This is a genomic window from Pseudomonas sp. AIG (assembly GCF_977020205.1).
In genome coordinates this window covers 61,099-82,401 of record NZ_CDROCK010000025.1, presented here as the reverse complement: position 1 = coordinate 82,401, position 21,303 = coordinate 61,099, and the positions used below count along the sequence as shown (strand labels likewise).

Sequence of the window (21,303 nt, the reverse complement as noted above, 5' to 3'; positions counted from 1 at the left end):
CAAAACCCTGTGGGAGCGAGCTTGCTCGCGAAGGCGTCATGTCATTCAACATTAATGCTGAATGATCGACCGCATTCGCGAGCAAGTCGAATCGTCGCACCGTCGCTCCCACATTTGCTTTTGCGGTGTTCTGCAAAGGGTTGGCTATGCTTGTCTGACACACACGGCAGACGAGGGATTTATGGACGATCCAGTCGACAACAAACCGCCGACCTTCTGGCAGATGCTGCACAGCGTGATGGCGGCGGCGTTCGGGGTGCAAAGCGGCAAGAACCGGGCAAGGGACTTCACCCATGGCAAGCCCAGCCATTTCGTGGTGCTGGGCATTCTGTTCACCGCAGTGTTTGCACTGACGCTGTTTGCCATCGTCAAACTGGTGCTGCATTTCGCCGGGGTTTGACGAAGTCAGCGCATCAGGGTTTGCAGGGTGAACGGGTAGCGATACGAGTCCGGACGTCCCTTGGCCGAGAGCTTGCGGAAATTCACGCCGTAGTCCGGCGATTTGCCCATGGCCAGCATTTGCCGGGCGTGCGGTATGTCGATCAACTGCAACAGGGGAATCTGCCGGTCACGGCCGCCGTAGTGATTCAGCTCGACGCCTTGCTCAACGTCATGCAACTCGACCAATGCCCAGCCACCCAGGGTGAAATGCCCCCCGACCAACGCGCTCAGGCGCCCGTCAACCAGCGCCTGCAAAGCCGCCGGTGACGTATTGACCGCACTGAACAAGGCATCTTTGCCAGGAACCTTGCCCGTCTCGGCGTACGCGCGCATCGCGCCGAAAGCCATTTCATCATTGGCCGACCACACCAGCGACACCTTCGGATAACGCGTGAACAATTGCCTGGCCTGTTCATAGGCGCGTTCTTGGGTCCAGCCGCTGTAAACCAGCTGTCGCAAGCGAGTCTGGGGATGTTCGGCCAACGCCCGCTGCATGCCGCGCTCGCGCAGTTGCGCCGAGGGGGTGACCTTCAGGCCGGAGAACGCCAACACTTCAATCGGCTCAGCGTTTGCCGACGACGGATGCAGGCGGATCAGCTCCTTCATCATCAAGTAACCGCCCTCCTCGTCGTTCGGTATCAGGCTGCCGATGCGATCGTCACGCTCACCGACCATTGCCTGTTGGTCCGGGGTCAGCGCGGCGTTGACCATAAACAGTTTTACGCCACTGTTCTCGGCCAGACGCAGGATTTGCGGCGCAACGTATTGTTCGTTGACGAAAATCAGGTACTCGGGACGATTCGGCCCCTGCAACGCCAAGCGTGCCTGCGCCAGGGTCAGTTCGGGCTGGCGCTGGGAATAGAGGATCTGCAGATCGATACCCAGATCCCGGGCGGCCGCCTGCATGAATTGCGAATAGCTGACCCAAAAGGCTTCCTGTGTCGAGCCCGGGTTCAAAAACAGCACAGACTCCGCCCGCGCGCCGGTCTGAAACAGCGCGCCGAACAGCAGAAAACCGATGTGGAAAAACTTGAACATGAAGCATCCGGGCCCAAGGAAAAATGGCCGCGCATTATAGCCATCGATCCTCTGGCTATTGATGCCTGATCCCGCTTTTTGTCCGACAATTCGTCGGGCGCGGGCCCGGATAGGTCGTTTTACTGATGGCTGACCCAGAATACCGCTGTCCCTACTACCAGAATGATCAGGAACAAAATGGCCCACGCATCGACACTGCTGTCGCTTTTTCTTGCCTTGGTCGGGTTGCTCATTGCATCGCCTCTTGTCGGTTTTATCGGTGATTGCAGAAAGACTCGACCACAGTTAAGACGATGATTGTCCGCACGACAAATGTGGGTTAGTTGACAGCCATTCTCGTTAGGCGATTTGGTTCTTTACATATACTCAAACATCACTTTTGCGCATAACTGCAAACGGGTATATTGCCCCGGCTCCTCTAGGGAGTGCGCGGCCGTGCGCGCAGAATTGCAGAGGCAAAACCGGACTCCAGCACGCGAAAACGCAGCGTTTTCCGAGTAGCCCAAGCCTGAGAACAGGACTTATATGTACGTATACGACGAGTACGATCAGCGGATCATCGAGGACCGCGTCAAGCAGTTCCGTGATCAGACCCGACGCTATCTGGCAGGTGAGCTGAGCGAAGAAGAATTCCGCCCCCTGCGCCTGCAAAATGGCCTCTACATCCAGCGCTTCGCGCCGATGTTGCGGGTGGCGGTGCCTTACGGCCAACTGACTTCGCGTCAGACGCGCATGATGGCCAAGATTGCCCGCGACTACGACAAGGGCTACGCCCACATCAGTACGCGGCAGAATGTGCAGTTCAACTGGCCGGCGGTGGAAGACATCCCGGACATTCTGGCTGAACTGGCCACCGTGCAGATGCACGCGATCCAGACCAGCGGCAACTGCCTGCGCAACGTCACCACCGACCAGTTCGCCGGTGTCGCTGCCGACGAAGTGATCGATCCGCGCCCATGGTGCGAAATCGTCCGCCAGTGGACCACGTTCCACCCGGAATTTGCTTACCTGCCGCGTAAATTCAAAATCGCCGTCAACGGTTCGACCGCTGACCGCGCCGCCATTGAAGTCCACGACATTGGCCTTGAGCCGGTGCACAACGCCGCTGGCGAACTGGGTTTCCGTGTGCTGGTCGGTGGTGGCCTCGGCCGTACGCCAGTGGTTGGCGCATTCATCAACGAGTTCCTGCCGTGGCAGGACCTGTTGAGCTACCTCGACGCCATCCTGCGGGTTTACAACCGCTACGGCCGTCGCGACAACAAATACAAGGCGCGGATCAAGATCCTCGTCAAAGCCCTCACGCCGGAAGTGTTCGCGCAGAAAGTCGATGCGGAAATGGAACACCTGCGCGGTGGCCAGACCACATTGACCGACGCCGAGCTGCAGCGCGTGGCCAAGCACTTCGTCGACCCGGACTACAAAGCGCTGGAAAACCAGACCGCGCAACTCGCCGATCTCGACAAAGAGCATCCGGGTTTCGCTCGCTGGCGCACCCGCAACACCCTGGCGCACAAAAAGCCGGGGTATGTCGCCGTGACCCTGTCGCTGAAGCCGACCGGCGTTGCCCCGGGCGACATCACTGACAAGCAGCTCGATGCCGTCGCCGATCTGGCCGACCGCTACAGCTTCGGTCAGCTGCGCACCTCGCACGAGCAGAACATCATTCTTGCCGACGTCGAGCAAAGCCAACTGTTCACCCTCTGGGGCGAACTGCGTGAAGGCGGTTTCGCCACGCCGAACATCGGCCTGCTGACCGACATCATCTGCTGCCCCGGCGGTGATTTCTGCTCGCTGGCCAACGCCAAGTCGATCCCGATTGCCGAATCGATCCAGCGCCGCTTCGACGACCTGGATTACCTGTTCGACATCGGTGAACTGGACCTGAACATCTCCGGTTGCATGAACGCCTGCGGTCACCACCATGTCGGCCACATCGGCATCCTCGGCGTCGACAAGAAAGGCGAAGAGTTCTATCAGGTCTCCCTCGGTGGCAGCGCCAGCCGTGATGCGAGCCTGGGCAAGATCCTCGGCCCGTCCTTCGCCCAGGACGCCATGCCGGACGTGATCTCGAAGCTGATCGACGTGTACGTTGAACAACGTACCGAAGACGAGCGCTTCATTGACACCTACCAGCGTATTGGCATCGACCTCTTCAAGGAACGCGTCTATGCAGCGAATCATTAAGAACAACGAGGTCGTCGACGAAACCTGGCACTTGCTGCCCAAGGATTTCAACATCGACGAGATCAGCAACTGCGACGATCTGATCGTGCCGTTGCAACTGTGGCGCGAACACAGCCGCATGCTCAAGGCCCGCGACGGTGGTCTGGGCATCTGGCTGGACGCCGACGAAGAAGCCGAAGAAATCGGTGAAGACGTGGCTGAGTTTCAGGTGATTGCCTTGAACTTCCCGGCGTTCACCGACGGCCGCAATTACTCCAACGCCCGTCTGCTGCGCGACCGTTATGGTTTCAAAGGTGAGTTGCGGGCGATTGGCGACGTGTTGCGCGATCAGTTGTTTTATATGCATCGCTGCGGTTTCGATGCCTTTGCCATCCGTGCGGACAAAGACCCGTACGAAGCGCTGGAAGGCCTCAAGGACTTCTCGGTGACCTATCAGGCCGCCACTGACGAGCCGCTGCCGCTGTTCCGCCGCCGCTGAAGGTTAGCTGCGGACGAAAAAACGCCGGTCATGTGACCGGCGTTTTTTTATGCCTGCTCGCTTTACCAGAAGCGTTGCTGAGTCAGACGACTCCACCAGCTCAGCAGAACGCGGTCAACTGAACCGCTGGCGGCCATGCCGATACGCTCCTGCAAGCTTTTGCGCTCGGCATAGTGCAGGTGATAGACCTCGGCTTTTTTCGCCCGGTCTGCCAGGTATTCATCACTGGTCTTGAGTTCATCGACCAGTTGTTTGTCCAGCGCCGCGACGCCGAGCCAGACTTCACCGGTAGCCACATCGTCAATCGCCAGTTGCGGGCGATAGCGCGCCACGAAGTTTTTGAACAGTTGATGAGTGATGTCCAGGTCTTCCTGGAACTTCTCCCGTCCCTTCTCGGTATTTTCGCCAAACACGGTCAGGGTGCGTTTGTACTCGCCGGCGGTCAGTACCTCAAAGTCGATGTCGTGCTTCTTCAGCAAGCGATTGACGTTGGGCAACTGCGCAACCACACCGATCGAGCCGAGAATCGCGAACGGCGCGCTGATGATCTTCTCGCCGATGCACGCCATCATGTAGCCGCCGCTGGCCGCGACCTTGTCGATGCAAACGGTCAATGGCACGCCGGCTTCGCGGATACGCGCCAGTTGCGACGACGCCAGGCCGTAGCTGTGGACCATGCCGCCGCCGCTTTCCAGACGCAGGACCACTTCGTCCTTTGGCGTGGCCAGGGTCAGCAGCGCGGTGATTTCATGGCGCAGGCTCTCGGTGGCCGAGGCTTTGATGTCGCCGTCGAAATCGAGGACGAACACGCGGGATTTGGCGTCAGGTTGCTTCTTCTGCTTTTTCGCGTTTTTCTCGGACTTGGCTTCGCCCTTGCGCATGGCCTTGAGCTGATCCTTGTCGAGCAAGGTCTGCTCCAGCCGCTCGCGCAGGCCCTTGTAGAAATCATTGAGTTTGCTGACCTGCAACTGACCGGCCGATTTGCGCCGGCCCTTGCTGCGCAATGCAGCAAAACTGGCCAGTACCACCAGAATGGCGATCACCAGGGTGACGGTCTTGGCCAGGAAGCTGGCGTATTCGGTGAAAAACTCCACAGAGACTCCTTAGAACAGTGCGTGGATGTGAAACACACGCGGGATGGCTCCAGCATACCCATGCGCTGGCTCATCGGCCAGCCGTGAAACCTCTGGCAACACGCCTGTAACGGGCATTTCAAACAAGCGTATGTTTTTTCATTGACAGCTTCCCGTCATCCTCATAACCTCGCCAAACCTTCAACGTACCGGGATGACGCGGACGTGGGCAGCATCTACTTGATTCGACATGGCCAGGCCTCCTTTGGTGCAGACGACTATGACGTCCTGTCGCCAACCGGTGTGCGCCAGGCAGAAATCCTCGGTCAGCACCTCGCTGAACTGGGTATCAGCTTCGATCGCTGCCTCGCCGGTGACCTGCGTCGTCAGCAGCACACGGCCACCAGCGCGCTGGCGCAATTCGCCGCCAAAGGCCTGCCGGTACCGACCCTGGAAACCGATTCCGCCTTCAACGAGTTCGATGCCGACGCGATCATCCGCGCCCTGCTCCCGGACATGCTGGCGGCCGAGCCGGAAGCCCTCGACATCCTGCGCAACGCCGCGCAGAACCGTGGCGAATTCCAACGCATTTTCGCCCTGATCATCGAGCGCTGGCTGGCCGGCACTTACGACACGCCGGGGCTGGAAAGCTGGCTGGGTTTCGTTGAACGCGTCCAGGCCGGGCTGCAGCGAATTCTCGATCTGGCCGATAAAAACCAGAAAATCGCCGTATTTACCTCCGGCGGCACCATCACCGCCCTGCTCCACCTCATTACGCAAATGCCTGCGAAACAGGCCTTTGAATTGAACTGGCAAATCGTCAACACCTCGCTCAACCAGCTGAAGTTCCGCGGTCGCGAGGTGGCTTTGGCCTCCTTCAACAGTCATGCACACCTGCAACTGCTGAAGGCTCCGGAACTCATCACTTTCCGTTGAGTCCGGATAACTGTGAACCTTGCTGTAATCAACCTCATAAGGATCGAACCATGACCTCCGTAGCCGATGCCGTAAAAGCAATGCAAGCCAAGTTCAACCCAGCCGCTGCTGCCGGCCTGGATCTGGTCTTCGGTTTCAACATCACCGACGAAGACAAGCAGTACTCGCTGATCGTCAAAGACGGCACCTGCGACATTCAGGAAGGTGAAAACCCGGACGCCAACTGCACGCTGGTGCTGGACAGCGAAACCCTGAAAGGTATCGTCAGCGGCGAAACCGACGGCATGCAGGCTTTCATGGGCGGCAAGCTGCGCGTTGAAGGCGACATGATGCTGTCGATGAAACTGTCCGAACTGTTCCCGTCGTAATAGCGTCGTTCAGTAAAAAAAAGAATCCCGCCTTCATGGCGGGATTTTTACATTCGAGCGCCGAGCTTTACTGCTTATGCTCAACACCTGTGGGAGCGAGCTTGCTCGCGAAGGCGTCAACTCAGTCGACATCACTATTGCCTGTCACATCGCATTCGCGAGCAAGCTCGCTCCCACATTTGATAGGTGGTCAACCGGTGAACGAAGCCGCCAGCAACTCTCGGGTATACGGATGCTGCGCTGCATGAAACAGCGCATTTGTCTCGCCACGCTCCACCACTTCACCCTCCTTCATTACAATCAAGTCATGCGCCAACGCGCGCACCACCGCCAGATCGTGACTGATGAACAGGTAGGTCAAACCGTGTTCCGCCTGCAAACGCCGCAATAACGCGACAATCTGTTTTTGCACCGTGCGATCCAGTGCCGACGTCGGCTCATCCAGCAGGATCAAGTCGGGCTTGAGCACCAGTGCCCGGGCAATGGCGATGCGTTGCCGCTGACCACCGGAAAACTCGTGGGGATAGCGATGCCGGGTGGCCGGATCGAGACCGACTTCACGCAGCACATCAATCACCGCCCTCCCACGCTCGCCGGCATTCAAATCGCTGTGCACCTGCAAACCTTCAGCAATGATCTGCTCCACACACAGGCGCGGACTGAGACTGCCGAACGGATCCTGAAACACCACTTGCAGGCATTTGCGTAGTGGCCGGAGTTGCTTGCCGTTCAAGTGCTCCAGCGCCTCGCCCCGAAAGCGAATACTGCCCTGGGCATCAAGCAAACGCAGAATGGCCTGGCCCAGTGTCGATTTGCCGGAACCGGATTCGCCGACAATGCCCAAGGTCTTGCCACGCTGAAGATTCAAGTCAATGCCGTTGACCGCGTGCAACCAAGACTTCGCGCGCAGCCATCCGCCGCCCAAACGGAAGCGTACATTGAGATCGCGCACCTCCAGTAAATCCTCAGCGGGTTCCCGACATAACGCCTCGCCCGCCGGCTCAGCGTTGAGCAACTCAATGCTGTAAGGATGCTGCGGCGCGCTGAACAACTGTTCACACGACGCCTGCTCGACAATCACCCCGCCACGCATGACCGCCACCCGCTGAGCGATATTGCGCACCAGATTCAGGTCATGACTGATGATCAACAGCGCCATGCCCAAGCGCTCCTGCAGCTCTTTGAGCAACAGCAGAATCTTGCGTTGCACGGTCACGTCCAGCGCCGTGGTCGGCTCGTCGGCAATCAGCAACTGCGGTTCACAGGCCAGCGCCATGGCAATCATCACCCGTTGGCGCTGACCGCCCGAGAGTTGATGCGGATAAGCCTTGAGCCGCTCACGCGGGCGTTGGATGCCCACCAGTTCGAGCAACTCCAGAATCCGTAACCGCGCCGCCGCCCCGGCCAGCCCCTTGTGCAGCGCCAGGCTTTCACCCAGTTGTCGCTCAATCGTGTGCAATGGATTCAGCGAACTCATCGGTTCCTGGAAAATCATCGCGATGCGGTGACCGCGCAGTTGCCGCAGATAGCGCTCATGCACGCCCAGCAACTCCGTGCCGTCATAGCGGATGCTGCCGTCGATCCGGGTGATGGCCGGGTCAAGCAATTGCAGAATGCTGTGCGCCGTCACCGATTTGCCGGAGCCGGATTCCCCGACCAGCGCCACGCACTCGCCGGGGCGGATATCGAGGTCGATGCCGTGCACCACAGGCTGGCCATTGAACGCGACGCGCAGGTCACGTATTTCGATCAGATGTTCAGGCATCTCAAGTCCTCGGATCAAACGCATCGCGGCAGGCTTCGCCGATGAATACCAGCAGTGAAAGGATCAGCGCCAAGGCAAAGAACGCGGTCAACCCCAGCCACGGTGCTTGCAGATTGCTCTTGCCCTGACCGATCAACTCCCCCAGCGAAGCACTGCCGGCCGGCATGCCGAAACCGAGAAAATCCAGCGCTGACAAGGTCGCAATCGCGCCGGTGAGAATGAACGGCAGATAGGTCAGCGTCGCGCTCATGGCATTGGGCAGGATGTGCCGGACGATCACCTGCGCATCACCGACACCCAGCGCTCGTGCGGCTTTCACGTACTCGAGACCGCGACTGCGCAGGAACTCGGCCCGCACCACATCGACCAGGCTCAACCAGGAAAACAGCGCCATGATCCCCAGCAACCACCAGAAGTTCGGCTCGACAAACCCGGACAGAATGATCAGCAGGTACAACACCGGCAGCCCCGACCAGACCTCCAGCAAACGTTGGCCGATCAGGTCGACCCAGCCGCCGTAGTAACCCTGCAACGCCCCGGCGGCGACACCGATCAGCGCACTCGCCGCCGTCAGCGCCAGGGCAAACAACAGCGACACGCGCGTGCCGAAAATCACCCGCGCCAGCACGTCGCGCGCCTGATCGTCGGTGCCCAGCCAGTTGTCGCCACTGGGGGGGCTCGGCGCCGGTTCCGTCAGGTCGTAATTGACCGTGTCGAACGCGAACGGAATCGGCGCAAACCACAGCCGCCCGCCCTGCCCCTCAATCAATTGCTGCACCTGAGCGCTGCGATAGTCGGGTTGAAACGGCAACTCGCCGCCGAAGTCCTGCTCGGTGTAGCGCTTGAACGCCGGGAAATACCAGTCGCCCTGATACGTCACCAGCAGCGGTTTGTCATTGGCCACCAGTTCACCGCCGAGGCTCAGGCCGAACAGCGCAAGAAACAGCCACAACGACCACCAGCCGCGCCGATGCGCTTTGAACCGCGCCCAGCGGCGCTGGCCGATTGGAGATAATGTCAGCATCAGGCAGCCCTCGCGGTGAAGTCGATGCGCGGGTCAACCAGCGTGTAACAGAGGTCGCCGAGCAGTTTTATCAGCAGGCCGAACAAGGTGAAGATGAACAGCGAACCAAACACCACCGGATAGTCGCGCGCGACCGCCGCTTCGTAACTGAGACGGCCGAGACCATCGAGAGAAAAGATCACTTCGATCAGCAACGAGCCGCCGAAGAACACCGTCACCAACGCTTGCGGCAGACCGGCAATGACCAGCAGCATCGCGTTGCGAAACACATGGCCGTACAGCACCTGTTTTTCACTCAGTCCCTTGGCACGGGCGGTGACCACGTACAGCCGCGAGATCTCGTTGAGAAAGCTGTTCTTGGTGAGGATGGTCAGCGTGGCGAAACCGCCGATGACCAAGGCAATCACCGGCAACACCAGGTGCCAGAAATAATCGGCCACCTTGGCCCACGGTGACAGCTCGGCGAAGTTGTCCGAGACCAGCCCGCGCACCGGAAACCAGTCCAGCGCGGTGCCGCCGGCAAACACCACGATCAACAGCAGCGCGAAGAGAAATCCCGGCAGCGCATAACCGATGATGATCGCCACGCTGCTCCAGACATCGAACGCCGAGCCGTTGTGCACGGCTTTGCGAATGCCCAGCGGAATCGACACCAGATAGGTGATCAGCGTCGCCCAGACGCCCAGCGACAAGGTCACCGGCAGCTTCTGCCAGATCAATTCGGTGACGCTGGCACCACGAAAAAAACTCTGGCCGAAGTCCAGTCGCGCATAGCTTTTGAGCATCAGCCACAAGCGCTCGCTGGCGGGTTTGTCGAAGCCATACTGACGCTCGATATCGGCCACCAGTTTCGGGTCCAGGCCTCGGGTCGCGCGGGATTCACCTCCAACGGTTTCGACATGGCTGGAACCGACCGCCGCGCCCACGCCGATTCCCTGCAAGCGCGCAATGGCTTGCTCCACGGGACCGCCGGGCGCGGCTTGCACGATAACGAAATTGACCAACAGGATCGCGACCAAGGTCGGCACGATCAGCAGCAGACGCCGCAGGCTATAACCCCACATGGGCGTACTCCTTGTGCATCTGCGTTGTGGTCAGTGCGGTCGGGCTGATTTCCCACCAGGTGTCAAGGCCGGCGTCGTACAACGGCGCTATCGCCGGTCGGCCGAAGCGGTTCCACCACACCGTGGAAATCCCTGGCGGGTAATAGTTGGGCACCCAGTAATAGCCCCACTGCAACACCCGATCCAGCCCATGAGCATGACGCAGCAGGCTCTGGCGATTGTCGGCCTGCACCAGCCCTTCGAGCAGTGCATCGACGGCCGGATCGCGCAGCACCATGTAATTGTTCGAGCCGGGGTCATCGGCGCCATCGGAGCCGAAGTAATTGAACATCTCGCGCCCCGGCGCCTGACTCACCGGGTAACCGGCAACGATCATGTCGTAGTCGCGATTGCGCACGCGGTTGGTGTATTGCGCGGTGTCGACCTGGCGAATATCGAAGCCGATGCCGATCTGCGCGAGATTGCGTTTGAACGGTAACAGCAGCCGCTCGAAACCTTTCTGGCCGTTGAGAAAGGTGAAGTGCAGTGGCTCGCCATTGGCGTTCACTAACTGATCGCCCTGAGGTTTCCAACCGGCGGCTTCGAGCAATTTCAAAGCCTGTAATTGCTCGGCGCGGACATTGCCGCTGCCGTCGGTTTTCGGTGCTTCAAACACCGTGGTGAACACTTCATCGGGAATCCGCCCGCGCAGCGGCTCAAGAATCTTCAGCTCTTCGGCATCCGGCAACGCGGTGGCCGCCAGTGCACTGTGGGAGAAGAAGCTGCGCTGACGCAGGTACATGCTGCGCATCATTTGCCGGTTGCTCCATTCGAAATCCCAGAGCATGGCGATGGCCTGCCGCACCCGGCGATCTTGAAACAGCGGTTTTTGCAGGTTGAACACAAAGCCCTGCGCGCCTTGCGCAGCACCGGGTGCGAGGTGTTCACGAAGCAATTTGCCTTGCTCGAGTGCAGCGCCCGCGTAGCCGATGGTGTAACTGGTGGCAGAGAATTCGCGGTTGTAATCGAAGCCGCCGGCCTTGAGCACCTGCCGTGACACGTCGGTGTCGGCGAAGAACTCCACACTCAGTTGATCGAAGTTGTACAGGCCGCGGGTGATCGGCAGGTCCTTGGCCCACCAGTCCTGCACGCGCTGAAATTTCACGCTGCGCCCGGCATCCACCGCGCGGATGCGATACGGGCCGCTGCCCGGCGGAATCTCGAAACCGCCGCCCTCGGCGAAGTCGCGGGTACGCCACCAATGTTCGGGCAGCACCGGCAGTGTCGCCAGGTCCAGCGGCAAGGTGCGGCTGTCGTTGTTCTTGAAGAGGAAGCGCACTTGCGTCGGCGACTCCACAACGACTTCGGCGACATCGCGAAACTGCTGGCGGTATTTGAGGCTGCCCTGGGTGATGAACAGGTTGAAGGTGTAGCGCACGTCTTCGGCAGTGATCGGCGTGCCATCGTCGAAACGCGCCTTCGGGTTCAGGTAGAAACGCAGCCAGCGGCGATCCGGATCCAGCTCCATCTGCTGCGCCACCAGACCGTAGACGCTATAGGGTTCGTCCTTGCTGCGATAGGCCAGTGGCGCGTAGAGCCAGCCGTCGATATCGGCCACGCCGGTGCCTTTGTCGGTGTAAGGAATCAGGTGATCGAACGGACCGCTTTCCAACGAAGAGCGACGCAGGCTGCCGCCCTTCGGTGCATCGGGGTTGGCGTAGGCCAGGTGCTGGAAGTCGGGAGCGTATTTGGCGGGTTCGCCGTAGACCGTTAACGCGGGTTGCGGGGCGGCCCAACTGAACGGCGTTAAAAGCGCGAAAGCGCTGAATAAAATGAGCCTGGAGAACATGGGCAGATCCTTTTACACGGTGTCGCTGACGGCCTCTTCGCGAGCAGGCTCGCTCCCACATGGATCTTCTGTGAACTCAAGTCCCGGTGGGAGTGAGCCTGCTCGCGATAAGGCCAGAACAGTCATCACTCTTCCTGCCTACCTGTGATGTGCAACAGGCCGGCAATTTTTATAGGGCAGGCTTTAGATCAATAGGTGACTAAAACCCGCCATCTCTGAGCATTTTCAGAACTTGTAACTGACCCGCGTGTACAGCGTCCGCCCGAACGGATCGCCGTATTTCGGGTCGTAGCCGCTCTGGAACGTGTAGGTCTGGTTGCTGAACGGTGGTTCGCGGTCAAACAGGTTTTTCGCGCCGAGGGTCACGCTCAGGGTCTTGCGCCAGGTGTAGGTGCCGGCCAGATCCCAGACGTTGTACGAGCCGACGTAATCGTGAGTGTCGCGATCGGAATCGTGGTAGCCGCTGGTGTAGCGATTGGTCAGCGCGGCGCCGAACGGGCCGTAGTTCCAGCTGCCGGTCAGGCTGTGGCGCCAGCGCGCCACGGCGCCTGCCGACGCAAAGTCGCCGCCACGAAAATCGCCGAGCTTGTCGATGTAGTCGCCCTTGAGTTGTTGCTGATAGTCATAACGGGTGACGTAAGTGCCTTGCAGACCGATGCCGAAGTTGCCGTACGGTGTGCTCGGCAGACGGTAATCGAAGCTGACGTCGACACCATTGGTCTTGATCTTGCCGAGGTTGGCCAGCCCGGTGACGATGTGGTCGATGGAGCCATCCGGCTTGCGGACCAGGCGATCCGGGTACAGTTCAGGATTCTCGAACACCGCCGACTCGGGGAACTCGGCAATCTGATTGGCGATGTCGATCCACCAGAAATCCAGCCCGGCGCTCAAACGTTCGAACGGCTGGTAGACAAAACCGAGGGTGACGTTGCGTGCGGTTTCCGGACTGAGATCGGTATTGCCGCCGCTGATGCGATTGAACTGCTGCGCGCAGTCGCGGTTGGCAATGCCGCCATTGCTCGGATTGCCGCCAGCGCACAAGCGCGGATCGTTGTAGTTGGCGTTGGTGAAACTGGTGAAGGTCGGGTTGTACAACTCATACAACGACGGCGCGCGGAACCCTTCGCTGTAGGCACCGCGCACCACCAATTCCTTGAACGGCTGGAAACGGAACGAGTACTTCGGATTGGTGGTGCTGCCGAAATCGCTGTACTTGTCATGGCGTACGGCGGCGGACAGTTCCAGGCTGTCGAGCACCGGCACGTTGACCTCGGCGTACTCGGCGGAAACGCTACGATCCCCGGCAACACTGCCGTTCGGATCGACCCCGAGGCTTTGCACGTCGCCGGCAAATTGCGCGAAGTCCTGATGGAAATCTTCCTTGCGATACTCGCCGCCCAGCGCCAATGCCGAAGGGCCGGCACCGAACCAGTCGCCGATTTCACGACTGATGCGCCCGTCGATGGCCTTCACCCGCCCGACTGCCGTGGCGTAATCACCGTCCACCGCGTTGGCCGCCAACAGCGCCGAACCGGCAGCCGACTGCGGACCGAACGGGTTGATCACGCCGTTGGCAATACCGGCGCTGACGGCGCGGTCGTTGACGTAGCCGTCCTGAATGCTGTTGACCACTTTGTTCTGGTTATACGAAGCGCCGAGGTTGTAATCCCAGCCGGCGAGCGTGCCATCAAAACTCAAGAGCAAGCGCTGACTGCTGTTGTCGTCCTCATGCTGGCGCGCGCCGACGGCGGTTTCGCGCCAGTTCACGTCAACGGGTTGCGTCGGGTCGAGGGCAAAACCATTCGGCCCGGGCGTGATGCCGTTGCCCGGATAGAACGCTGTGCCGGGGTTGACCTGATTGCCCATCAACGTGCCGGGGCCGATTTGCGTGCGGTTCTCGTTGCGCGCCCAAAAGTATTCGAGGCTGACGTTGTGATCGTCCGACAGCTTGCCGGTGGCTTTGGCGAAGGCCGAAGTCTTTTCGGTTTCCGGGACCAGATCGAGGTAATTCCACAAACTCTGCCGGCAGATGCCGTTGCGTGCCAGCAAACCCGGCGCGTTGCAGCCAGAACCGGCCAAGGGGTTGGTGGCATTGCTGCCCTGACTCCAGTTGGCCGGCGAGGCGGTGCCAGAGGTGTAATCGAGCCCGCGGTTGGGCTGATAGTTGTAGGTGTAGCCGCGATCCTCTGCAGCCAGGCGTTGCTGCTTGTCGTAACTGACCACACCAAACACGTTGAAGCGATCATCCTGCAAATCGCCGAAGCCCCAACTGCCGCTGAAGTTACGACTTTCACCGCCACCCGAATGCGTTGGCGTGTCGTAGTTGGTGCTGATCTGCCCTTCGGTGAGGCTGGTCTTGGTGATGAAGTTGATCACCCCGCCAATCGCATCGGTGCCATACAGCGCCGAGGCGCCATCGCGCAGCACTTCAACACGGTCAATGGCGGCGAACGGAATGGTGTTGAGGTCGACACCCGAGCCGTTGATCGCGTTGGTGGCGTTGTTACTCAGACGGCGACCATTGAGCAGCACCAAAGTCTTGTTCGCGCCGATACCGCGCAAGTCGGCATAGGACGCACCACCACTGCTTGACCCCACCGAGCGCCCGGAGCCGACCGAAGACTGGTTGGCGGAAATGCGGCTGACCAGCTCCTCGGTGGTGGTCACGCCCTGCTCGCGCAACTCTTCGACGCGCAGGATGGTCACCGGCACTGCGGTTTCCGCATCGACCCGGCGGATTGCCGTCCCCGTGACTTCGACGCGCTGCAGTTGAGTGGTCGGTTCGGTTGCCGTGCTGTCGGCGGCAATGGCCGGCAGCGTGTTGATCGCCAGCAGCAAGGCCAGGCTCAAAGGTGATTTGACGGGTGAAAACTGAATCATGAACAGCCATCCCTGCGTTTTGGTTTATGCAGGGATGTGCGATGACGAATAAGGATTTATAGAGGACGATTTAGACCGTTGGGTGCTGAGGTTATGCAAAAAATGCCATACCTGCGTATCAAGCCGATGCCATCTCCCTCAGCAACCGTGTATCCAGGCCAAAACGCTCTTGAGAGACCATTTTGAACTGCCCCTCTGCGAGGTCGCAGCTCACCAGCAGATTCCACGAGTGGCGGGTGGCCGCCGAGGGAATCAGGACAAACGGATGCTCATCCAGTAAAGCGTCGGCAAACCGCTGTTGATTGGGCGACGGCCACGCGGGACTCAACCAATAAGGGTTCGGTACGTCTTCGGGCTGAACGACTTTGACCCGTGCATCGCCGATGACCTCAAAGCACGTCAGCACGTAAGGCTCTCTGTCCAGTGCATCAAAACTGTTATTGGCTGCCACCTCCAGAATGGCCGAGGACGGGTCGACAGATGCATAGACGACTCGCCGGCCAGGCGCATTCCATCGACCGCCCTTCAGTTTTGGACCCATCCCGCTGTCCCACGTGTCTCCGTAGGCCTCCTGATCCAGGCGCCAGCCATACCAGTGTCCTTCCCAGGGCAAGGGATTCATGGGTAACCCCCGTACAGGAGCCGACACAAGTATTGCTCGACCATCTGGAAGCCCAGTGGATGACGGGTCAATTCCAACGGCACGTAGCCGTTAAGGTAAGGGGTCGACTTCTGCATCCATATTTCCGCCTGTGACAGCCCCCCGAACGCCCGAGTGGCCATCTCCAGCACCAGCGCATATTGGTAGGCGACGACACTCTGTTGCGAGTCAAGCCGTACCGATTTGCCTTCCTTCAAGAGCCGCTGCACGGTTCTGACAGATTTGCCGGTGATGCGTTTGACCATGTCTTCGCGCAGGTACACTTCGGAAGTTGAAAGCATGTTGACGACGTCGCTCAGCTCAAAGCCCTCGTCGGTAAGGCGGACAATCAGCATGGCGTCGTCACCGAGGTCCTGACCATGCACGAGCAAATCGACCGGTTTTCCCTCGGCCTTCTTCAGCACCGTCAGTCGGGGTGCTTTTGATGTGGGCATCGCGACATCCTCCATGGGGCATCTGGCGCGATCGTCGATCCAGAAGTTGCGCAGGGAATAAACAGGGGTTTCATGTTCGATGTGTGGGGTACGCATAATAGATCCTTGATCTGGGAGCCTGAGCGTTCAAGCCACTCAGCGACTTCAATGTCAGGTCCGATGCTATAGATCGCGCTTCCGACGACCAACCTGAAAAGGTCGTCGGAAATATCCCCTGTTTGCCGCAAAACCCGCCATTTTCCGTAGGACGTAAAACGCGAAATGCCTGCCCTCAACCGCCGAAGTGATAACTCACATCCAGCCACCATTGCCGTCCGTACGGGTCATAGTTGCCCGTCGGGTAATACGGCCACCCCGCCGAGTCATCGTGTTTAACCTGATTGAGCACGTTGTTCACAGTCAGTCCGACACTCGCCCGGTCATTGAGCTTGTAACGCGCACTGGCGTTGAACACTGTCCACGGTGACAGGCGCCCGTCTCCCGCGCCGTTGGTGACCGAGCCGTAACGAATGCCCATCAACGTCGCCGTGGCTTTCTGGTAATCCCAGGTCAGGCTGGCGTTGACCTTGCTGCGCCAGTCGTAATTGGTGCGTGAGGTGCGCCAGTCTTGTGTCGGCGCCTCCTCCGACTCCTTGTAGTAATGCGACAGCACCAGGGTGTAGCCCAGCGCCGAACTGAACGCGCCGTACTGCCCCGCGCCCCAGCGGATATTGCTCTTGAAGTCCAGACCACTGACCCGCTCGCTGGCGGCGTTGATCGCGTTGACCCGCACGCGGTTCAACTGGTTCGGATCGACCGCCGCATTGCCGGCGTTGCGATCGATGCGCGCCAGGGTCGATTGGCAGTTGGCCGAATTGATGTCCTGGGTGCCATTGCGGCATTCGTTCTCTTGTTGCAGCAAGCGGTTTTCATCGACGGTGGTCAGCAGATCATCGATCTCGACGCGCCAGAAATCCGTGGAGAAATCGAAGTTGCGCGAAGGTGACCAGACAAACCCGTAGGTCCACGATTTACCACGTTCGGACTCCAGATTAGCGGTACCGCTCTGGGTGTAGTCGACCCGACCACGATCGCACGCGCCCTCCACGCCCTGACTGCAACCGTAGTAATCGATCTGCGCCGGATAGTAGCCGTTGCTGTCGGATTGATAGATGTAGTTCAGATCCGGTGCGCGGAAACTGGTGCCGTAACTGCCGCGCAGCAACAGGCTGGTCACCGGACGCCATTCCAGCCCCAGGTTGTAGGTTTTCTGTTGTTCGGTGCGGCCGCTGAATTTGTACTGATCCCAGCGCCCCGCCGCCGTCGCCAGCACAGTGTCGGTGACCGGAATGCTGAACTCGCCGCCCGCCGCGTAACGCTTACGCGAGCCGCCGGAACTTTGCTGTGGGCTTACGCCGTAAAACGTGCCGTCGTTGAGGCCATCGTCCGGGTCAACGCGATACTCCTGCTTGCCCGCCTCCAGCACACCGGCGAAACCCACCGGGCCGGCCGGCAAGTCGAACAGATCACCGTTGACCGAAGCGTTGTAACTGGTCGACACCGATTTGCTGCTCTGGGTCAGGTTACCGCGAAACTGCTGCCACTCCTGCGGCGTCAGTGGCCGGTCGAGGCGCGAGGCGTCCGGGGCGAACACCGGATAACCGCCGCTCACACCTAACTGCGGGCCGAGGTAGAAATCCTGAATCGATGACAGCGGCGTGTAGCGGGTGGTCCTGACGCTGCGATATTCCGAGCGATTGGCCGCCAGATCGTAACGCCAGCCGGTGTCGGCGATCTTGTCCGAAAGCCCCAGGGTGCCGGTCCACGAGGTGTCGCGCCACTTGCTGTTGTTGCTGGTGCGGCCACCGATTTCCTCTTCGCCGAAGCGCCGATACCAGCGCTCCAGATTGCCGCTGTTCTGGTTGATGAAATCCGGCGAGGTGAAGGTCGGCCCGCGCGTGTTGTTCTGGATGTGGTCGAGGCCGTACATCAAGTCGGCGAAGACCTGGCCGCTGTCGCTGAAATGCCAGGTGCCACGGGTGTAGCCGTCGTAGTTTTCCTTCTGGGTCTGCACGGTCCAGTAATCGTTGTACATCTGATCGGTGCGGCAGCGCCCGCCACTGTTGACCAGTTTGTTGTCGAAGGTGCCCTGATAAGCACCGCAACCCGGTCCCAGATAGCGACTGTTGCTCAGGTCGCGGCGGTAACCGACGTCCGCCAGCGGGCCGTTTTGCATAAAGCCACGGTCATCGGCCCAGATCGGATCGCGGTGGGTCAGCTCCAGGCCGAACAGGCCGTCGAAGTCGCCCCAACTGCCGCCACCACTGATCTGCAAGCGCTGATTGTCACCGCCGCCGCGCTCACTGGTGCCGCCCTTGAGGTTGACGTCGACGCCGTTGATCTTGTCCTTGAGGATGATGTTGACCACTCCGGCAATAGCGTCCGAGCCGTAAATCGCCGAGGCGCCGCTGCTGAGGATTTCGATGCGTTCGATGACCGCCGACGGAATGTTCGCCAGGTTGGTGAAGTTGACCTTGCCGTCGTACGGCGTCGGGTAGTCGGCGACGCGACGGCCGTTGATCAACACCAGCGTATGGTTCGGTCCGAGGCCGCGCAGGTTGAGCGCGCTGGCCGCCGGTTGCCAGGTGTTGCCGTAATCTTCGCCTTGGGTCATGCCGGTGTTTTGCGTCTGCGTCGCGAGGGCGTCGTAGACGTTTTTGTAGCCGCGCGCTTCCATTTCTTCGTGGGTAATGACGTTGACCGGTGTGGCGCCATCGCTCTGCGCGCGGGCAATGCGCGAACCGGTCACGGTGACTTTTTCCATGCGGTAATCGGCGCTGGTGACCGGTGCCACGGCAGTGACTTTCGCCGGCGCATCGGCTGCGCGAACGGTCAGGCCCTGAGCGCTTTGCTCGACTTGCAGGCCGCTGCCGAGCAAAGCTTTTTCCACCGCCTGACGACCGCCCAACGCGCCGCGCACCGCCGCGCTGCGTTTGCCCTGCACCAGCTCCTGGCTGAAAGAAATCGGCACGCCGCTCTGCCGCGAGATGTCCAGCAGCACTTCGTCGAGCGGCCCGCTGGCGAGGTCGAAGGTGAACACCGCCGCTGCCGGTTCCTGGGCAACCGCCGCCATTGGACTGAGGCCCAGCGCCAATGCAGCGGCGAGGGTCAATCGAGGTAATTGTTGTTTGAATGAGAACATCGAAGGGTTTCCCTGTTGAAGGCATCTGCAGGGAATGAGCAGCGGGCCAGCGCTTTTTATAGGGCGGCGATTAGGCCAAAAATTCATATCCCTATAACCCATCCAATTCAACGCCTGGCTCTGTAGGAGCTGCCGCAGGCTGCGATCTTTTGATCTTGCCTTTGATTGAGAAAAACCAAAGTCAAAAGATCGCAGCCTGCGGCAGCTCCTACAGGGATGAGTTAGCCGTTGAGCGGGAGTCGACGCTGACCCAGTACGGGTTGTGCCAGGTGACGCGGATCGGCAGCGAGCGTTCCAGCAGTTGCAGCGTGCGATCACTGTCGTCGAGCGGATACAGGCCGCTGAGGCGCAGATCCGCAACGTCGGGACTCAGGTGCAGGATGCCGCGACGGTAGCGGCGCAGGCTGTCGATGACCTCGTGCAAAGGCCGGTCGCGCACTTCCAGGCGACCTTGCACCCAAGCACTTTCCTGACCGTTGCTGCGTTCCAGTGACAACAGTCCGGCGCCGTTGAACAGCAGACTCTCGCCGGCCTGCACCACTTGCCGCGTGCCACCGGTGGTGAGCACTTCGACCTGCGAATGAAGCATCACCAAACGCGTCGCCTCGTCGCTGTACTGCACGAGAAATTTCGTCCCCAGTGCACGCATGCGACCGTGCGCGGTCTCGACCACAAAGGGTCGCGCCGGCTCTTTCGCCACATCGACCAACAACTCACCGCTGCGCAACGCGAGCAGGCGCTGTTGGCTATCGAACAACGGCACCACACGACTGCGCGCATTGAGGGTCAGCGCGCTGCCGTCGGCCAAGGTGAAGTCACGTCGCTCGCCAGTCCCGGTCGACAGCTCCCCCGCCTCCGGCAGCCAGCCGTAGCGTCGCCCGAGCAACCCGGCCAACAGCGCAATGCCGAGCACACTCAAACTGCCGCTGATAAAGCGTCGACGACTCGACGGTGCATTGAGACTGTGCAGCAAACTGCTGCGCGGCACGTTGCGCAGGGTCGGATCGCGCAGCAGATTGAGGCCGCCGCCCATTTGTTCGACGACTTGCTGATGCCGTGGATCGGCAACTCGCCAGGCCTCGAACGCGGCCCGCTCAGCCATGCCCGCCTCGCCCGACTGCAACACCGCCAGCCATTGCGCCGCCTCGTCGATCACCGCTTCGTCGGGCCTCATGCCTGCATCGCCTGATAGCAGCGCTTGAACGCTTCGACCATGTATTGCTGCACGCGGCTGGTCGACACGCCGAGGCGCTCGCCGATCTCGCTGTAAGTCAAACCGTCGAGTTGATGGTAGAGAAACGCCGCTTTGGCCTTGGCCGACAACCCGTTGAGCAGACGATCGACCGCCAGCAGCGCTTCGATCACCAGCGCCCGCTCTTCCGGGGACGGATGCACCGGTTCCTGCGCCAGCGCCAGGCTTTCCAGATAGGCGCGTTCAAGGTCCTGGCGCCGCCAGCCTTCGTAGACCAGCCGTCGGGCGATGGTGGTCAGCAGCGCGCGTGGTTCGCGAATGGCCGCCGGGTCCGGCAGTGCCAGCACCCGCAAAAAGGTTTCCGAAGCGATGTCCTGCGCACTGTGCGGGCAACCGAGCGTGCGGCCAACGGCAGCGCACAGCCAGCGATAGTCCTTTTGGAACATCTGCCCGATGATCTGGTAATTCGGGTTGTACCCACCCATGCCTTGCTCCCTGAAACGGGTCCCACCCGCTGCGAAAAACCATCGTTCTGCCGGGATCGTCCGGCTCTGATCAGGCGCGACTGTGCAATAGCCTCGAAGACATTTGAAGTAATAAAAAATCAGCACAAGCTAACAATTGAGCATAAGACGCTTGGTCGCCGCGCAAACACTGGCTGACAGAACGTTGACCTCGATCACTGGCGGGTGGGCGGTCACTGATTAATCTCGCGGCTCCATCGAAGGCCAGGGACGGCTCACCGAGAGCCCACGG

At 60.2% G+C, this 21,303-nt stretch carries 17 protein-coding genes; 5 read left to right on the top strand and 12 right to left on the bottom strand.

The window, feature by feature from the left end:
* Positions 1-181 precede the first annotated feature (181 nt).
* On the top strand, positions 182-400 hold the full coding sequence (locus ACWR1S_RS15895; RefSeq protein ID WP_008080467.1) for a DUF2970 domain-containing protein: 219 nt from the start codon (positions 182-184) through the stop codon (positions 398-400).
* Positions 401-405: 5 nt separating this feature from the next.
* Here ACWR1S_RS15895 and ACWR1S_RS15890 read toward each other — a convergent pair whose 3' ends face one another.
* Complete coding sequence (locus tag ACWR1S_RS15890) at positions 406-1,479, bottom strand: ABC transporter substrate-binding protein (RefSeq protein ID WP_454564160.1); 1,074 nt, start codon at positions 1,477-1,479, stop codon at positions 406-408.
* Between the two features lie 525 nt (positions 1,480-2,004).
* Between ACWR1S_RS15890 and ACWR1S_RS15885 the strand changes: the two genes are divergently transcribed.
* A complete protein-coding gene (locus ACWR1S_RS15885; protein WP_454564159.1) occupies positions 2,005-3,663 on the top strand; it encodes a nitrite/sulfite reductase in 1,659 nt (552 codons plus the stop codon).
* Positions 3,647-4,141: a DUF934 domain-containing protein gene (locus ACWR1S_RS15880; RefSeq protein WP_160058279.1), complete on the top strand. Its 495-nt coding sequence runs from the start codon at positions 3,647-3,649 to the stop codon at positions 4,139-4,141. Before ACWR1S_RS15885 ends, ACWR1S_RS15880 begins: the two co-directional genes overlap by 17 nt.
* A 62-nt stretch (positions 4,142-4,203) precedes the next feature.
* On the opposite strand, the gene sohB is transcribed toward ACWR1S_RS15880, so the two are convergent.
* Positions 4,204-5,235 carry a protease SohB gene (gene sohB / locus ACWR1S_RS15875; RefSeq protein WP_454564158.1) on the bottom strand — a complete coding sequence of 344 codons (1,032 nt, stop codon included), beginning with the start codon at positions 5,233-5,235 and terminating at the stop codon, positions 4,204-4,206.
* Positions 5,236-5,439: 204 nt separating this feature from the next.
* Between sohB and ACWR1S_RS15870 the strand changes: the two genes are divergently transcribed.
* Both ACWR1S_RS15870 and ACWR1S_RS15865 read left to right on the top strand, forming a co-directional pair.
* Complete coding sequence (locus tag ACWR1S_RS15870; RefSeq protein WP_454564157.1) at positions 5,440-6,150, top strand: histidine phosphatase family protein; 711 nt, start codon at positions 5,440-5,442, stop codon at positions 6,148-6,150.
* Between the two features lie 50 nt (positions 6,151-6,200).
* Positions 6,201-6,518, top strand: a complete 318-nt coding sequence (locus ACWR1S_RS15865) for an SCP2 sterol-binding domain-containing protein (protein WP_007912567.1) — start codon at positions 6,201-6,203, stop codon at positions 6,516-6,518.
* 190 nt (positions 6,519-6,708) lie between these two features.
* Here ACWR1S_RS15865 and ACWR1S_RS15860 read toward each other — a convergent pair whose 3' ends face one another.
* The 10 genes from ACWR1S_RS15860 to ACWR1S_RS15815 all read right to left on the bottom strand — a co-directional run bounded on the left by ACWR1S_RS15860 (position 6,709) and on the right by ACWR1S_RS15815 (position 21,032).
* On the bottom strand, positions 6,709-8,283 hold the full coding sequence (locus ACWR1S_RS15860) for an ABC transporter ATP-binding protein (protein ID WP_454564156.1): 1,575 nt from the start codon (positions 8,281-8,283) through the stop codon (positions 6,709-6,711).
* A 1-nt stretch (position 8,284) separates the two neighbouring features.
* Positions 8,285-9,307 carry an ABC transporter permease gene (locus ACWR1S_RS15855; protein ID WP_454564155.1) on the bottom strand — a complete coding sequence of 341 codons (1,023 nt, stop codon included), beginning with the start codon at positions 9,305-9,307 and terminating at the stop codon, positions 8,285-8,287.
* Positions 9,307-10,371 carry a microcin C ABC transporter permease YejB gene (locus ACWR1S_RS15850; protein WP_454564154.1) on the bottom strand — a complete coding sequence of 355 codons (1,065 nt, stop codon included), beginning with the start codon at positions 10,369-10,371 and terminating at the stop codon, positions 9,307-9,309. The genes ACWR1S_RS15855 and ACWR1S_RS15850 overlap by 1 nt, the downstream gene beginning before the upstream one ends.
* Complete coding sequence (locus ACWR1S_RS15845) at positions 10,358-12,199, bottom strand: extracellular solute-binding protein (protein WP_454564153.1); 1,842 nt, start codon at positions 12,197-12,199, stop codon at positions 10,358-10,360. The genes ACWR1S_RS15850 and ACWR1S_RS15845 overlap by 14 nt, the downstream gene beginning before the upstream one ends.
* 225 nt (positions 12,200-12,424) lie before the next feature.
* Positions 12,425-15,079 carry a TonB-dependent receptor gene (locus tag ACWR1S_RS15840; protein ID WP_454564152.1) on the bottom strand — a complete coding sequence of 885 codons (2,655 nt, stop codon included), beginning with the start codon at positions 15,077-15,079 and terminating at the stop codon, positions 12,425-12,427.
* Positions 15,080-15,197: 118 nt separating this feature from the next.
* The gene (locus ACWR1S_RS15835; RefSeq protein WP_454564151.1) at positions 15,198-15,701 is read right to left on the bottom strand and encodes an RES family NAD+ phosphorylase; all 504 of its coding nucleotides are present in this window, start codon (positions 15,699-15,701) and stop codon (positions 15,198-15,200) included.
* A complete protein-coding gene (locus ACWR1S_RS15830; protein WP_454564169.1) occupies positions 15,698-16,174 on the bottom strand; it encodes an antitoxin Xre/MbcA/ParS toxin-binding domain-containing protein in 477 nt (158 codons plus the stop codon). The genes ACWR1S_RS15835 and ACWR1S_RS15830 overlap by 4 nt, the downstream gene beginning before the upstream one ends.
* A 271-nt stretch (positions 16,175-16,445) precedes the next feature.
* Positions 16,446-19,355 carry a TonB-dependent receptor domain-containing protein gene (locus ACWR1S_RS15825; protein WP_454564150.1) on the bottom strand — a complete coding sequence of 970 codons (2,910 nt, stop codon included), beginning with the start codon at positions 19,353-19,355 and terminating at the stop codon, positions 16,446-16,448.
* A 208-nt stretch (positions 19,356-19,563) separates the two neighbouring features.
* Positions 19,564-20,529: a FecR domain-containing protein gene (locus tag ACWR1S_RS15820; RefSeq protein WP_454564149.1), complete on the bottom strand. Its 966-nt coding sequence runs from the start codon at positions 20,527-20,529 to the stop codon at positions 19,564-19,566.
* Positions 20,526-21,032, bottom strand: a complete 507-nt coding sequence (locus ACWR1S_RS15815; RefSeq protein WP_454564148.1) for a sigma-70 family RNA polymerase sigma factor — start codon at positions 21,030-21,032, stop codon at positions 20,526-20,528. The genes ACWR1S_RS15820 and ACWR1S_RS15815 overlap by 4 nt, the downstream gene beginning before the upstream one ends.
* Between the last annotated feature and the right edge of the window lie 271 nt (positions 21,033-21,303).

What these genes read in the sequence shown, in the direction of transcription:
- ACWR1S_RS15850 (WP_454564154.1), bottom strand. Translation starts at nt 10,371, where the DNA reads ATGTGGGGTTATAGCCTGCGGCGTCTGCTGCTGATCGTGCCGACCTTG.
- ACWR1S_RS15880 (WP_160058279.1), top strand. Translation starts at nt 3,647, where the DNA reads ATGCAGCGAATCATTAAGAACAACGAGGTCGTCGACGAAACCTGGCAC.
- ACWR1S_RS15885 (WP_454564159.1), top strand. Translation starts at nt 2,005, where the DNA reads ATGTACGTATACGACGAGTACGATCAGCGGATCATCGAGGACCGCGTC.
- ACWR1S_RS15830 (WP_454564169.1), bottom strand. Translation starts at nt 16,174, where the DNA reads ATGCCCACATCAAAAGCACCCCGACTGACGGTGCTGAAGAAGGCCGAG.
- ACWR1S_RS15865 (WP_007912567.1), top strand. Translation starts at nt 6,201, where the DNA reads ATGACCTCCGTAGCCGATGCCGTAAAAGCAATGCAAGCCAAGTTCAAC.
- ACWR1S_RS15840 (WP_454564152.1), bottom strand. Translation starts at nt 15,079, where the DNA reads ATGATTCAGTTTTCACCCGTCAAATCACCTTTGAGCCTGGCCTTGCTG.
- ACWR1S_RS15820 (WP_454564149.1), bottom strand. Translation starts at nt 20,529, where the DNA reads ATGAGGCCCGACGAAGCGGTGATCGACGAGGCGGCGCAATGGCTGGCG.
- ACWR1S_RS15895 (WP_008080467.1), top strand. Translation starts at nt 182, where the DNA reads ATGGACGATCCAGTCGACAACAAACCGCCGACCTTCTGGCAGATGCTG.
- ACWR1S_RS15860 (WP_454564156.1), bottom strand. Translation starts at nt 8,283, where the DNA reads ATGCCTGAACATCTGATCGAAATACGTGACCTGCGCGTCGCGTTCAAT.
- ACWR1S_RS15835 (WP_454564151.1), bottom strand. Translation starts at nt 15,701, where the DNA reads ATGAATCCCTTGCCCTGGGAAGGACACTGGTATGGCTGGCGCCTGGAT.
- ACWR1S_RS15855 (WP_454564155.1), bottom strand. Translation starts at nt 9,307, where the DNA reads ATGCTGACATTATCTCCAATCGGCCAGCGCCGCTGGGCGCGGTTCAAA.
- ACWR1S_RS15825 (WP_454564150.1), bottom strand. Translation starts at nt 19,355, where the DNA reads ATGTTCTCATTCAAACAACAATTACCTCGATTGACCCTCGCCGCTGCA.
- ACWR1S_RS15890 (WP_454564160.1), bottom strand. Translation starts at nt 1,479, where the DNA reads ATGTTCAAGTTTTTCCACATCGGTTTTCTGCTGTTCGGCGCGCTGTTT.
- ACWR1S_RS15845 (WP_454564153.1), bottom strand. Translation starts at nt 12,199, where the DNA reads ATGTTCTCCAGGCTCATTTTATTCAGCGCTTTCGCGCTTTTAACGCCG.
- ACWR1S_RS15815 (WP_454564148.1), bottom strand. Translation starts at nt 21,032, where the DNA reads ATGGGTGGGTACAACCCGAATTACCAGATCATCGGGCAGATGTTCCAA.